This is a genomic window from Pseudomonas sp. Pseusp3 (assembly GCF_047304225.1).
Taxonomy (GTDB): domain Bacteria; phylum Pseudomonadota; class Gammaproteobacteria; order Pseudomonadales; family Pseudomonadaceae; genus Aquipseudomonas; species Aquipseudomonas fluorescens_CD.
In genome coordinates this window covers 88,422-102,350 of record NZ_JBGLYV010000008.1, presented here as the reverse complement: position 1 = coordinate 102,350, position 13,929 = coordinate 88,422, and the positions used below count along the sequence as shown (strand labels likewise).

The window sequence follows — 13,929 nt, the reverse complement described above, 5'->3', positions numbered from 1 at the left end:
TACGTCGCCAGTTCCGCCCACAACGAGTTCGCCGCCGGCACCACCTACACCGACACCTTCGCGGTGAGCAGTGCCGATGGCACCCTCACTTCGGTCACCGTGCATATCCTCGGCACCAATGATGCGGCCGTGCTGTCCGCCAACATCGCCAACCTCACCGAGACCAATGCTGCGCTGACCACCGCCGGCACCCTGACCATCAGCGACGTCGACAGCGCCGCAACCTTCGTCGCGCAAACCAACACCGCCGGCAGCTACGGCCAGTTCTCCATCGGCACCGGCGGTGCCTGGACCTACGTCGCCAGTTCCGCCCACAACGAGTTCGCCGCCGGCACCACCTACACCGACACCTTCGCGGTGAGCAGTGCCGATGGCACCCTCACTTCGGTCACCGTGCATATCCTCGGCACCAACGATGCGGCCGTGCTGTCCGCCGACATCGCCAACCTCACCGAGACCAATACCGCCGTCGACATTTCCACCGGCGGCACCCTGACCATCAGCGACGTCGACAGCGCCGCAACCTTCGTCGCCCAAACCAACACCACCGGCAGCTACGGCCAGTTCTCCATCGGCACCGGCGGTGCCTGGACCTATGTCGCCAGTTCCGCCCACAACGAGTTCGCTGCCGGTACCACCTACACCGACACCTTCGCGGTGAGCAGTGCCGACGGCACCCTCACTTCGGTCACCGTGCATATCGCCGGCAGCAACGACTCACCGACGATCACCTCCAACGGTGGCGGTGCGACGGCTTCGATCAATGTGGCAGAGAACACCACGGCGGTCACGACGGTGGCGGCGACCGATGCTGATCTGCCGGCGCAAACGCTGGGCTACAGCATCGTCGGCGGAGCGGATGCCGCGAAGTTCTCGATCGTTTCAGGCACAGGCGTGCTGAGCTTTATCTCTGCACCCAACTTTGAAGCACCGACTGATTCGGGGACGAACAACGTCTATGACGTGATTGTGCGGGCATCGGACGGCACGCTGTTTGACGACCAGGCGATCGCGGTAACCGTGACGGGAGTCAACGACAACTCCCCGGTGATCACCTCCAACGGTGGCGGTGCGACGGCTTCGATCAATGTGGCAGAGAACACCACGGCGGTCACGACGGTGGCGGCGACCGATGCTGATCTGCCGGCGCAAACGCTGGGCTACAGCATCGTCGGCGGAGCGGATGCCGCGAAGTTCTCGATCGTTTCAGGCACAGGCGTGCTGAGCTTTATCTCTGCACCCAACTTTGAAGCACCGACTGATTCGGGAACGAACAACGTCTATGACGTGATTGTGCGGGCGTCGGACGGCACGCTGTTTGACGACCAGGCGATCGCGGTAACCGTGACGGGCGTCAACGACAACTCACCGGTGATCAGCTCCAACGGTGGTGGTGCAACGGCTTCGGTCAACGTGGCGGAGAACACCACGGCGGTCACGACAGTGCTGGCGACCGATGCTGATCTGCCGGCGCAGACGCTGAGCTACTCGATCCTGAATACGGCCGGGACGGACTTCAGCAGGTTCTCGATCAGTTCGAGCGGGGTGCTGACGTTCACTTCGGCGCCCGATTACGAGAATCCCCAGGATATCGGTGGCACCGACGGCGACAACGCCTACGTTGTGGACGTTCAGGTGGCCGACGGCAATGGCGGAACCGACACGCAGACCATTACGGTAAACGTGCAGAACGTCGTTGAGACGCCAGTTGATACCGTGGCTCCAACAGTGACTTCCATTACTGCGTCCCCAATGTTAGAGAACAACGTAAGCGGCAAAATAACCATCACATTCAGTGAAGCTGTGATTAACTTCGATATCAGTGATTTCAGTGTCACCGCAGGCCGCGGAACCCTCAGCAACTTCTCCGGTAGCGGCACTACTTATACAGTGGATTTCACAAGAACCGGCAATGGATCTGTAAAAGCCAGCATTGCAAACACCTACACGGACTTGGCTGGTAATACGGGTGTTGCGTACACCTCTAGCGCAAATCTCCCGGCAGGTGTGGCTGGCGAACCCATCAATCTAGCCCTCAACGTTCCGTCGGCCGATATCAGCGGCCCGATAACGGTGGCCATCAGCGGTGTTCCCTCGGGCTGGAGGTTCAATGCAGGTACCGACAACGGCGACGGCACCTGGACCGTGCAAACCAGCGATCCCGGCGCATTGACTGTGACAACTCCAAGCGACTTCGCCGGTGCGTTGGTGCTCGATGTCAACATGCACTGGAGCAACAGCGATGGCAGCACCGCCAGCGCCAATGTGTTCAACAACGTCGAAGTCTATGCCCCGGGCACGCCGATCTTCGCCTTGTCCGCCGACGACAACCTGACCGGCTCGTCCGGTGCCGACACCTTCGTCTTCGCCCAGCCGATCGGCAACAACGTCATTTACAGCTTCGACGCGGCGGCGGACAAGATCGACTTGATCGGCTTCACGGGCGTCAACGATTTTGCGGATGTGAGTATCGTCAACGACGCGAACGGCAATGCCGTGCTCAGCATCAGCGCCGACCAGACGATCACGGTCAAAGGTGTGGATGCGGCGGCGTTGAGCGGGGCCAACCTGCTGTTCGATGTGGACCCGGTCACGACCAATACGGGCACCATCACCATTGCCGACGGCGCGATCATGCCGTTCGGTGGCCGCATCGACAACAGCGGCACCATAGCGCTCGGCTCCACCGGCCGCGGGACCGATCTCGAGATTCTGTTCCGTGGCGCGACGTTGACCGGTGGCGGCCAAGTGGTTCTGTCCGACAGCGCACATAACGTGATTTTTGGAGGCAGTGCAGACACGGTGCTCACCAATGCCGACAACACCATCTCGGGTGCCGGCCAGTTGGGTGCGGGGCAGATGATGCTGGTCAACTCGGGCCTGATCCTGGCCAGCGGCGTCAATGCGCTGGTGATCGATACCGGTAGCAACGCCGTCACCAACACTGGCGTGCTGCAAGCGAGCGGCAGCGGCGGATTGGTGATTGAAAGTGCGCTCGTCAACAGCGGCAGCCTGTGGGCGAACGATGGCAATATCACCATCCACGGAGATGCCACAGGCGCAGGAAACGCGACTATCAGCGGTTCGGCGATGCTGGAGTTCGGTGCTGCCTCCGATCAGCATGTGACGTTTGACAGCGGTGCGGCAGGCACGCTGAAGCTCGACATGTCGACGGCGTTCAGTGGCAGCGTCAGCGGATTTGCCGAAGGTGACAGGCTGGATTTTGGCGATATTGCGTTCGGCGCCAATACGCAGATTACCTATGCAGCGAATGACGCAGGCACCGGCGGCCTGTTGATCGTGAACGACGGCGCGCACGCGACGCAGGTCGCGCTCAATGGCCAATACGCGGCGGCGGGATTGCAGGCGAACACCGAGGGCAGCGGCAGTGAGCTCGCCTACGATGCAGCGGCGGCAAACCACACGATGCTGGGCGGCCTGGCCAACGACATTCTGGTCGGCGGTGCGGGTGACGATCTGTTCATCGGCGGGCTGGGCGACGACACGCTCAACGGCGGCCTCGGCAACGATACCTTCGCGTTTGCTGCCGCAGGCTTCGGCAACGACTCGATTCAGGGCTTCGACGTCGATCCGGCCGGAGGGCAGGACTTGCTCAACATCGCGGGGCTGGGGATCAGCAGCGAGACGTTCGCTGCCAACGTGAGCATTACGGCTGATGGGGCGGACACGCTGATCGGGATCGGAATGGACTCTATTCGCCTTGTCGGTGTTAACAGTGCGGGTATCGATCAGGCGGACTTTATCCTGTCGGCATGATGCGTTTGCTGCTGGTCGCACATTGATGCGCGGTTGCAGAGCCCATCGCGGATAAATCCGCGGTGGGCTCTGTGCGTGACGCTGGCAACTGCGCTCGCGCAAAGGCGGATCGGGTATCTCAACACGGTGCGTGCGTCGTTAGAAATCGAAGAACACCGTTTCCGATTCGCCTTGAAGGCGGATATCGAAGCGGTAGGCCAACTTCCCGTCAACCGTGCAGCGCTTGGCGATCAGGGATTCACGCCGATGTGGCTGTTCGATCAGGTTCAATACGGGATCCACTGCATTGGCCTCGGATTCGTCGTCGAAGTACATTCGCGTCTGCAAGTGAATGTTGATGCCCCGAGCGAACAGCGACACATTGATATGCGCTGCCATCGGCACACCCGAGGCGTTCTTCACCAGGCCAGGTTTCACGGTTTCGATCGTCCATTCACCGACATCCGTGGTGGCCGTACGGCCAAAGCCGTTGAAAGGTTTTTCCTGATCGTAAGCGGTGTCGTAGAGGCCGTCGTGGTTCGCCTGCCAAAACTCCAGAAATGCGTCACGAATCAAATGTCCATTGCCATCGTAAACGTGACCCATCAATAGAATGTGCTCACCGGGCGCGCCCGGTTTAGCCATGACGTTCCAGATTTCCTGCTCGCGCGGCGGGTTGCCGGCCGCCTCCAGTGCCAGTCCGATATGCACATAGGGGCCGGCCGTTTGCGACGGGGTTTCAGGCAGCAGTTGAACGGGCATGTGCAGGCCTCCTCAGCAGTTTTCGAAGTGAGTCTTGCGCTGGCCGCGCAGGACGATATCAAAGCGATAAGCCAGGCAATCCATAGGATTGGCCATGCTCATATCAAGCCTGGCGATCAGGCTCTGCACCGCGTCCGGATTGGCGATCGACTTGACGATCGGGCACATGGGGATGAGCGGATCACCTTCGAAATACAGCTGGGTAATCAGGCGCGTGGAAATTGACGGGCCACTGATGGAGACATGGATATGGGCCGGCCGCCAGTCGTTGGGGCCGTTGCGCCATGGATAGGGGCCGGGCTTGACCGTGCGGAAGCTGTAGTTGCCATCGCGGTCGGTCAATGCACGGCCGACGCCGCCGAAATTCGGATCAAGGGGAGCCAGATAACTGTCTTTTTTATGCCGGTAACGGCCACCGGCATTGGCTTGCCACATCTCCACCAGGGTATGGGGAATCGGCTTGCCGTACTGATCGCAAACCCGACCCGCGACAATGATGCGTTCGCCAACGGGCAAGCCGCCATGATTGAAGTTCACCAGCAGATCGTTATCGTGCCGGCCCAGTTTCAGGTGGGAAAAATCCGGACCGCTGGTTTCCGATAACGATTGAGGGATGCTCACCAGTGCCTGGCGGGGGGATCGCGGGATCGAAGTCTTGTAGTCAGGCGTCAGGGCTTTGGGGTGCCAGTTACGGTCACGAATGACGAAGCGGCTGTCATGCGCATCAGACATGTCGGTCTTCCTGTTGTCAGGGTTAGTCAGAGGCAAGCGCTACATTGGCGGCTACCTGTGGCTCAGTCTCCCTCGTTGCGCCCCAACCCGAAATTGAAAAAACCGACTTTATCCATATCCAAAAGGTTATGGATATTTCCCCTCACGATATTCTTGCCCGACCTCCCGCAGAGCCTCCACGCACCACTGCGCTGCCGGTGTCACAGGCATCGCAGGGTTTGTACATAACCCTACAGAACCGCCTGGCTCACGCATCCTCAGATCCAACTCCACCAACTCACCTTGCCGCAAGTCCTGTCGGACTGCGTCGAGAGGCGCGATCCAGATTGCCTGACTGCATTGCACGTAGCGCCGGCTCAGGGCTACCGACAGGGTTTCCAGGCGTTGGCGTGACGGGGTAATTCCGTGCTGCACAAACAGGCCGTCGGCGAATTTCCGGATCGTCGTTCCCGCCAATGGCAATACCACTGGATAGTCTTCGAGGTTTTTATGCCCCAGTGGATCGGTCAGCAGCGGATGGCCGCAACGTACCACCAGGGTCATGGATTCGCTGTAAAGGTGCTCGAACGACAAGCCGAGAATCGATGGGCTATCGGTCATTCTGCCAATCACCAGATCCAGCTCACCGACACGCAGTTGGGACAATAGGTAAGCGCTTGGCCCGGTCACGACACTGACCGTCAACGCGGGTTGTCGGTCGTGCAGACGGCAGACAACTTCAGGAACCAACAGGCTTTCGACGGTGGATAGCACGCCCAGTCGTACGGTAATCGGCTCATGTACACCGGAGCGCAGGCTGTTGACCCCTTCACGTAGCGATTGCACGCTCGGTCCCGCATAGCGCAAAAAGGCCACTCCGGCCTCGGTCAGTGTCGAGCCCTTTTTTCCCCGCTCAAACAACGTGGCAGCCAGCAGGGTTTCCAGTTCCTTCAGCGTTTTGGAGAGCGCTGGCTGGCTGATTGCCAACTTGTCGCAAGCTCGTGCCAGGCTGCCCTGGCGCGCGACCTCGAGAAAGCAGACAAGATGACGGAATTTGATTCGGGTATCGATGTTCAATCTGTGCGCTGCCTTCGTGGTTATCGGTCGACATTCGGCAGTTCGCAGCCGGGGATCACTCGTCCCAGTTTGACCGCCTGGCGATAAAGCACCTGCATGAGCTGCATGGCGGATTCGCCAAGCGGCTCAAACCGCGAGTAGACAAAGCTGATATCGAAATGAATCGCCTCAACCAGCGGTACGACGATCAGGCCACTGTCCTGGGCCACGAACTCATCAATGATGGTCAGCCCCATGCCTTGCTTGACCAGGGCGACCGCTTCGTTGGCATTGGTGAAATTCAGCATGGAGCACAGGTTCAGGCCCTGGCGTTCGATCTCGTCGGCCAGCAGCCGGCCAAAAGGCATGTCGGGGCGAAACAGCAACAACGGCTGGTCGACCAGTTCGTGCAGTGACAATGAAGATCGGTGGGCAAAGGGGTGATCAGCCGGCATTACACAGACCATGCGTGCGCGCATGAAGGCCAGCGAGTGCAGGTGGTCATGGATCAGCGGCAGCGCCGAAACAGCCAGGTCGACTTTCTTCGAGAGGATCTGGTTGGGCATGTCGCCCATCAGCGTGGTTTGCCATTCAATGTTGAGCGATGGCAATTCCCGCTTGAGTCGGGCCAGGGCGAACGGGATGACCACCGTCGACAGTGAAGCACTGCAGCAGATGCGCAGCTGACGGTGGGGGCCGTTGGCCAGGGCCAACGCACACTCATTGACGGCCAGCGCAGCCTGGTAGACACGCTCGACTTCCCGGTAAAGGGTCACGGCTTCGGCGGTGGGCACCAGGCGATTGTTGATGCGCTGGAACAGGCGGTAGACCAGCCGACTCTCGATATAGGTGATCAGCTTGCTGACTGCCGGCTGCGACACGTAGAGCATTTTTGCCGCACCGCTGATCGAGCCGGTCAGCATCACCGCCCGGAACACTTCCATGTGCCGCAGTTTGAACAGCATCGTGTTGGCGTCGGGGCCTTCGCCGTAGGGCATGGGTCATTAACCTTTGGTTATTGTTCGAGCGATCTCTGTATGAGCGCTATTGATCGCCTGGTCGTATCTTCACTGCCACGGCATCGCCCACGCGGCGAACAATAACAAAGATCAGTGAGCAGGCGCAGTGACGCTTGGCGGGAGCAGCCTTGAGCATCTACGACGAACCCAAGATCGATTGCCATAACCATCTGTTTGACCCCGCGCGCTTTGCCTATCGCGCCGACACGATTTACGCACCCGCCGGGCAGGAGGTCGCGACCCTGGAGCAGTTCGGCCGGGTCATGGGCGCCTATGGTGTGCAACACGCTTTGCTGGTGGGGCCGAGCAGTGGCTACCGCACGGACAATCGTTGCCTGCTGCATGCGCTGGGGCAAAGCGAGGGCCGCTTCAAGGGGATTGCCGTTGTCGACCATGACACCGGCCTGGATGAACTGGCCGCGCTCAAGGAACAGGGCGTGGTGGGCATTGCGTTCAATCCCGCGCTGGAAGGCGTGGACGTCATGAGTGATGCGGCCGGGCTTTTCGGGCGGCTCGCCGAACTGGACCTGTTCGCCCAGATCCAGGTCCATGGCAACCAACTGGTCGAGTTGCTGGGCTTGATTGAATCGACTGCGCCGCGGCTGCTCATCGACCACTGTGGCCGTCCCGACGTCCGCGCAGGCCTCGGTCAGCCAGGGTTCCAGGCGCTACTGGGTCTGGCCGCGAGCGGCCGGGCCTGGGTGAAAATCTCCGGCATGCAGAAGTTCGCCGCTCACGATCATCTCGATGAGCAAGCCGGTGCCTACGTGCGGGCGCTGCTCCAGGCCTTTGGCCCGGATGCGTGCGTGTGGGGTTCGGATTGGCCGTTCATTCGCGAGCAATCGCGCGTGGACTACGGGCCGCTGCTCAAACTGGCCGAGCGACTGATGCCCGATTGCAGTGTAAGGCGAAAGGTGATGTGGGACACGCCACGGCGACTGTTCGGTTTTGGCGAGCATTGAGCCGACCCAGGGCAACAGCGCTACCTGTAATACCCCCGATAACAACAAGGAACAAAACGATGACGACCGACAATAGATTTGCGGCGGCAACGCTCGCCTGTCCGACGGCGCAAACCGCCAGAACCCGCACCCGATTCATGATCCTGGCGCTGATTTCCGGTGGCACCATGATCAACTACCTGGATCGCAGCGTCATGGGTATCGCCGCCCCCAGCATCAGTGCCGACCTGGGCCTGAATGCCGTCATGATGGGGCTCATCTTCTCGGCATTTTCCTGGACCTATGCCGCCGCGCAGATTCCCGGCGGCATCCTGATCGACCGGTTGGGCACGAAGTTCACCTATTGGCTGGCGCTGACGTTATGGTCGTTGTTCACCGGCCTGCAAGGTCTCGCCCAGGGCTTTCTCTCGTTACTGGGTTTTCGCCTGCTGGTGGGCGCCAGCGAAGCACCGTGCTTTCCCACCAATAGTCGGGTGGTCGCGACCTGGTTCCCGCAGAGCGAGCGCGCTCGGGCGACCGGCATCTACACCTTCGCCGAATACGTCGGGCTGGCGTTTCTCACGCCGTTGCTGTTCTGGGTGCTGCACGCCCATGGCTGGCGCGTACTGCTGATGGCGGTGGGCATCCTGGGTGTTCTTTATGGCCTGGTGTGGTGGCGCAAGTACCACGAGCCCCATGAGTCGATCACGGCCAATCAGGCCGAGCTCGACTACATCGCCGAAGGCGGCGGGGTGGTCGATGGGGGCCAGAAGGCCACGCGATTCTCCTGGTCGCAGATTCCTGCATTGCTCAAGCATCGCAACATGCTGGGGATCTGCCTGGGGCAATTTGCCTGTAACTCGACGAACGTGTTTTTCCTGACCTGGTTCCCCACGTATCTGGTCACCGAGCGGCACATGCCCTGGCTTAAGGTAGGCTGGGTGGCGGTGCTGCCGTTCATTGCGGCTTCCCTGGGCACCCTGGCCGGAGGCTGGCTGTCGGACGCGTTGCTGCGCCGCGGTTACTCGTTGAATGTCGCGCGTAAGTTGCCGGTGATCGCAGGTCTTTTGACCGCATCGGTGATCGTGCTGGCCAATTACGTGGACTCCGACGCACTGGTGATCGCCATTCTGTGCGTGGCCTATTTCGCCCAGGGCATGTCGGCGCTGGCCTGGATGATCGTCTCCGATATCGCCCCCAAAGGCTTGCTCGGCTTGAGCGGTGGTGTGTTCAACCTGTTCGCCAATGCCGCCGGCATCGTCACCCCGTTGACCATCGGCGTCATTGTCACAACCACGGGCTCGTTCGTCTGGGCCCTGGCTTTCGTCTCCTCGATCACCGTACTGGGTGCGCTGTGTTACCTGTTCATGGTGCGCGATCTGCGCCGCCTGCCCGAAATCCAATCCGTTCAACAAGGAGCACTTTGATGACCCGATACCTTGAAGGCCAGACGGCCATCGTTACCGGCGGCATGCGTGGCATTGGCCTGGGCATTGCCCGTCGCTTGCACAAGGCTGGCGCGCAGATCGTCATCTGGGACCTGGCGGTCGATGGCTGGGACAGCGTCGCCAACGGCTTTGAACCGGTGATGCGGAAAGCCGTCAATGTCGCCTCACTGGCGTCCGTCGAGGCGGCTTTCGGCGAGGTCGTTGCCCAGCAGGGCGGCGTCAAAATCCTGGTCAACAATGCCGGTATCAATGGACCGGTAGCCCCTTGCTGGGAGTACCCGACAGCGGCCTGGGACCAGGTCATCGCCATCGACCTGACGGGCGTGTTCCATTGCTGCCGCACGGTCATCCCGCACATGCGCAAGCGCGGCTACGGGCGCATCGTCAATGTCGCCTCAATGGCCGGCAAGGACGGCGTGCAATACATCTCCGGTTATTCGGCGGCAAAGGCCGGTGTCATCGCATTTACCAAGGCAGCGGCCAAGGAGTTGGCCCAGGACGGCGTGCTGCTCAATTGCATTGCTCCGGCCATGGTGGAAACCGGGCTGATGGCGGAAATGACCCCGGAACACATTGCCGCGAGCAAGGCCAAGATTCCCATGGGGCGTTTCCTGCAAATCGAGGAGATCGCCAACATGGTGACCTGGATCGCCGGGCCCGAGTGCAGCTTCACCACAGGCTTTGTGTTCGACCTCAGTGGCGGCAGGGCCACCTATTGAGTGGCCTGGGTGTCGCGCACCTCACCGCGCTGGAGCTGGCGCCCGATGCCCTGGTACGAGAGGCGGCGCGCGCCGGTTTCAGTTCGGTCGGCCTGCGCCTGCACCCGGCCATGGCGGGTGGTGTCGCTTACCCGCTGGCGCCGGGCAGTCAGGCGCTGCAGCAGTTGAAGACGATGCTGGATAGCGAAGGCGTGGTGGTCAACGAGATCGAATTCGTCGAGCTGACGCCGCAAGTGGACGTCGCCGGGTTTGCGTCGCTGCTCGAGTCCGGGGCACAACTGGGGGCGCGTTGCCTCACTGTGTCGGGCGACGATCCGGAGCAATGCCGGCTCACGGACAATTTCGCTGCCGTGTGCGAGTTGGCTGCCGGTTATGGCCTGCGTGTGGATCTGGAATTCATGCGCTGGCGTCACATTGGCAACCTGCAACAGGCCGTCGCTTTGATCGCGGCGGCGGGGCAGGCCAACGGCGGCGTGCTGCTGGATGCGTTGCACCTGTTCCGCTCCGGCGGCAACGCCGCTGCCGTGGCTCAACTGGATCGGCGTTACATCCACGGTGTGCAGTGGTGCGATGCGCCGGCGCTGGCGCCCACGGGGGAGGGGATCATCCGCGAAGCCCGCGAGGGTCGCCTGCCGCCCGGTCAGGGACAGTTGCCCTTGGCCGAGTTGCTCGATGTCCTGCCACCCCGGCTGCACTGGAGCGTGGAAATCCCATGCCCCGCGACATGCGCACCTGAGCGGCTGGCTCAGGCTTTCTCGATCACCCGGGCCTGGTTGGCCAGCCATTCCTGATCCCCGGTGTTGGCAGGCTGTCGTTCAAGTTATAAATGCTGCGGCTTTAAATCCGTTCCCGATTTTTGGAACAACGCCGCTCAGCACCATCCGGGTAATGGTCGCCGCTGCGCACTTGTAGTCTGCGTCGTTCGGTTTTTGTGTGCCGGTAATGAGTGACATCTGCCATCCCAGATTGGTATAGGTTCGGGTTGCCGACCAAATGAAGAGCATCAAATGTTCGGGATCAGCCGGCGCGAGCAGACCACGATCAATCCAGCTGCGCAGGCAATCGACGTTGCGCTGGGCCTCCACTTGCAGCAAGTTCTTGCACTCCTCAGGTAAATGTTTTCCACCAAACAACAGTTCGTGGCTAAAGACTTTTGAACTGAGAGGGTTTTCTTGAATGATGCGAATCCGGGCGTGTATGTAGGCCTGCAAGCCAGCCACCGGGTCGTCGCTTTCTCTTAATGCCGCTGAAGCTTTGAGCAGTGGCTCGACAAAACTCAGCAGTACTTGAGCGTATAGATTCTCTTTGCTTTGAAAGTAGTAATAGAGATTGGCCTTGGGAACCCCGGCACGCGCTGCGATATCACGGGTCTGGGTTGCGTCGAAGCCAGTCGCTGAAAACTCTTCGCTGGCGGCCTTCAGGATCAGGTGCTGATTGCGCTGGCGGATGCGAGTCACTGCGGGCTTGAGAGAGTGATCCAGCGCGCTGCATTGGTCACCGGTTGCGGTGTTGGCGATTGTCATAAGGTTGGGTCGAAGCCTGGGTCATGGCTTTATCTTTGAAATCAAGTATCGCAATATACAAAACTATATAGCGCATGGCCTGCACTTTCTTACCAAGGGAATGAATGATGAGTACGTTTTTGAGCGGCAAAGAAGCGGTAGGTGAGCGTTACGAACTGGAAACGATGCGTCATGCGCAGCAGATGACCTGGAAGGCTATCGACCGGATCGCCCGTGTCATCACACCCGGTATGCGTGAATCCGAGGCGCAGTTGCGAGGCAAAGAGATTCTGGCGGAACTGGGCATGGACCGGATCTGGCACCCGTTGCTGGTTCGCTTTGGCGCCAACACGCTCAAGACTTTCAAGCAACGCTCCGATGGCGACCCCGAGCTGGGGGCCGACGACATTTTCTTCATCGACATGGGGGTGGTGTGGCAAGGGCACGAAGGCGATGCCGGCGCGACCTTCACCACCGGCACCGATCCAGAAATGCTCGCCTGTGCCGCAGCGGCCAAGGAGCTGTTCAACCGGGTCGAAAGTTTCTGGCGCAGCGAGCGTGTTTCCGGGGTGGCGCTTTATGACTTTGCGGACGCTCAGGCACAGGCCATGGGATGGAAGCTCCACCTCGACATCAAAGGCCACAGAGTCAGCGATTTTCCCCACGCGATTTACCGGGGCGGCGACCTCGGGGATCTGGATCATTACCCGAACACCGGCCTGTGGATTCTGGAAATTCAGATCACCCATCCCGAGCGTCCGTTTGGCGCGTTCCATGAAGACTTGCTGATCTGAACAACTTCGGAGCTTCCATGTTCCATCCAACCGAGCAACCGGTAATGCTTTTCTCCTATGGCACCCTGCAAGATCAAGCCCTCCAGTTGTCCACTTTCGGGTTTGAGTCAAAAGGGCGGCCGGACAGCCTGCCGGGTCAAGTCAGGCTGAGTTTTCCGTGATGTTCGGGGTCAGGCGGTAAAGCCGAACAGGCGTTTTGGGGTTTCCCAAAGAATCTGCTGGCGGTCACTGGCATTCGGGAACATCTCGCCGAAGTTTGTCAGAACGGTACCTAACTCCATGTGTTGGTGCGCGCGCAAGAACGGCCAGTCCGTGCCCCACATGCAGTTTTCGGCAGTGAACGCCCGCAAAAGTGCAAGCTGGTATGGCTGGGCATCGGCATACGGGTAGCTCTGCCTGGAGTATTGCGACAGCCCGGAGAGTTTGACGAAGGTGCGTCCGTTGCCGGCAAGAGCCAGCAGTGCCTGGAAGGCCGGCTGTTGCAAGCCGACGCTGGCATCGGGCCGGCCGGAGTGGTCGATCAGCACGCGGGGGCGTGTGCGCTGCAGCAAGGGCAACAGTGCAAGCAGTTGATCGTCTTTCACCTGGATCTGGGCGAACAGGTCCAGCTCGGCCAGGCGTCCCATCAGGGTGTCGACCTTCAGGAAACGCTCGGGACCCAGCAGTGCCGCATTGAGCGCCACGCCGACTATACCTTGTGCCTTGTACTGCGCGAGCGTCTCGCTGGAGACATCGTTCGGCACCACGACGACACCTTTATGGCGGCCCTTGTTGCGCGCCAGCGTGTCCAGCAGACAACGGTTGTCGTAGCCATAGGCGGAGGTTGGCTGCACGATCACTGAATGGCGAATGCCATAGGCCTGCATGACCTGTTCGTAATACGCCGCGGGTCCGACCTCAGGCCCTGCCGGTTGGTAGGTGGAGTCAGTGGGGTAGGGGTATTGGGCAGGGTCGATCACATGATGGTGGCAATCGATCTTGGGTTGCGACAACAGGCTCAGTAGTTGGGAATCCATGACGGTGCCTGGCAATTGATGGGGGTCTTCCTTGTTGTTGAGTGAGGTGGCCTGGCTCAGGATCGGCATGCCGAGCGCGGTGCTGGCTGTCAGCACAATGGAGCTTTTCTTGAGCAGCGAGCGGCGGGAAAAACCGCTGTCATCGAGACGCGTGACCATGTTCAAACCCCTATTTTATTAGTATGTGCGGCTACGGAGAGTCAAT

12 protein-coding genes and 1 pseudogene are annotated in these 13,929 nt (G+C 60.3%); 7 read left to right on the top strand and 6 right to left on the bottom strand.

Annotated elements, in window-relative coordinates; genetic code table 11:
• The coding region (locus tag ACCD00_RS05025) for a beta strand repeat-containing protein (protein WP_413422447.1) at window positions 1–3,777 on the top strand (3,777 nt) is incomplete at its 5' end.
• A 138-nt stretch (window positions 3,778–3,915) separates the two neighbouring features.
• On the opposite strand, the gene pcaG is transcribed toward ACCD00_RS05025, so the two are convergent.
• The 4 genes from pcaG to ACCD00_RS05005 all read right to left on the bottom strand — a co-directional run bounded on the left by pcaG (window position 3,916) and on the right by ACCD00_RS05005 (window position 7,283).
• Complete coding sequence (gene pcaG, locus ACCD00_RS05020; protein ID WP_413422445.1) at window positions 3,916–4,518, bottom strand: protocatechuate 3,4-dioxygenase subunit alpha; 603 nt, start codon at window positions 4,516–4,518, stop codon at window positions 3,916–3,918.
• A 12-nt stretch (window positions 4,519–4,530) separates the two neighbouring features.
• Complete coding sequence (pcaH, locus tag ACCD00_RS05015; RefSeq protein ID WP_413422443.1) at window positions 4,531–5,250, bottom strand: protocatechuate 3,4-dioxygenase subunit beta; 720 nt, start codon at window positions 5,248–5,250, stop codon at window positions 4,531–4,533.
• Between the two features lie 126 nt (window positions 5,251–5,376).
• Complete coding sequence (gene pcaQ, locus ACCD00_RS05010) at window positions 5,377–6,306, bottom strand: pca operon transcription factor PcaQ (protein WP_413422441.1); 930 nt, start codon at window positions 6,304–6,306, stop codon at window positions 5,377–5,379.
• 20 nt (window positions 6,307–6,326) lie between these two features.
• Window positions 6,327–7,283 (bottom strand): LysR family transcriptional regulator, encoded by a 957-nt coding sequence (locus ACCD00_RS05005; RefSeq protein ID WP_413422439.1) that lies wholly within the window; start codon window positions 7,281–7,283, stop codon window positions 6,327–6,329.
• A 149-nt stretch (window positions 7,284–7,432) separates the two neighbouring features.
• Between ACCD00_RS05005 and ACCD00_RS05000 the strand changes: the two genes are divergently transcribed.
• From ACCD00_RS05000 to ACCD00_RS04985, 4 genes are read left to right on the top strand one after another with little or no spacing between them, the layout of a single operon-like run.
• Complete coding sequence (locus ACCD00_RS05000) at window positions 7,433–8,266, top strand: amidohydrolase family protein (RefSeq protein ID WP_413422437.1); 834 nt, start codon at window positions 7,433–7,435, stop codon at window positions 8,264–8,266.
• Window positions 8,267–8,325: 59 nt separating this feature from the next.
• Window positions 8,326–9,672, top strand: a complete 1,347-nt coding sequence (locus ACCD00_RS04995; RefSeq protein WP_413422435.1) for an MFS transporter — start codon at window positions 8,326–8,328, stop codon at window positions 9,670–9,672.
• Window positions 9,672–10,412, top strand: coding sequence for an SDR family NAD(P)-dependent oxidoreductase (locus tag ACCD00_RS04990; RefSeq protein WP_413422433.1), 741 nt, complete (start codon window positions 9,672–9,674; stop codon window positions 10,410–10,412). The genes ACCD00_RS04995 and ACCD00_RS04990 overlap by 1 nt, the downstream gene beginning before the upstream one ends.
• Window positions 10,409–11,203: a sugar phosphate isomerase/epimerase family protein gene (locus ACCD00_RS04985; protein ID WP_413422431.1), complete on the top strand. Its 795-nt coding sequence runs from the start codon at window positions 10,409–10,411 to the stop codon at window positions 11,201–11,203. Before ACCD00_RS04990 ends, ACCD00_RS04985 begins: the two co-directional genes overlap by 4 nt.
• A gap of 24 nt (window positions 11,204–11,227) precedes the next feature.
• Here the strand turns inward: ACCD00_RS04985 and ACCD00_RS04980 are convergent, their stop codons facing one another.
• Window positions 11,228–11,869, bottom strand: coding sequence for a TetR/AcrR family transcriptional regulator (locus ACCD00_RS04980; RefSeq protein WP_413422455.1), 642 nt, complete (start codon window positions 11,867–11,869; stop codon window positions 11,228–11,230).
• A gap of 173 nt (window positions 11,870–12,042) precedes the next feature.
• Between ACCD00_RS04980 and ACCD00_RS04975 the strand changes: the two genes are divergently transcribed.
• Both ACCD00_RS04975 and ACCD00_RS04970 read left to right on the top strand, forming a co-directional pair.
• The gene (locus ACCD00_RS04975) at window positions 12,043–12,708 is read left to right on the top strand and encodes a M24 family metallopeptidase (protein ID WP_413422428.1); all 666 of its coding nucleotides are present in this window, start codon (window positions 12,043–12,045) and stop codon (window positions 12,706–12,708) included.
• Between the two features lie 17 nt (window positions 12,709–12,725).
• Window positions 12,726–12,845, top strand: a pseudogene (locus tag ACCD00_RS04970) (gamma-glutamylcyclotransferase); the annotation flags it as partial.
• A gap of 33 nt (window positions 12,846–12,878) precedes the next feature.
• Here ACCD00_RS04970 and ACCD00_RS04965 read toward each other — a convergent pair.
• Window positions 12,879–13,883, bottom strand: a complete 1,005-nt coding sequence (locus ACCD00_RS04965; protein ID WP_413422426.1) for an amidohydrolase family protein — start codon at window positions 13,881–13,883, stop codon at window positions 12,879–12,881.
• Window positions 13,884–13,929 lie beyond the last annotated feature (46 nt).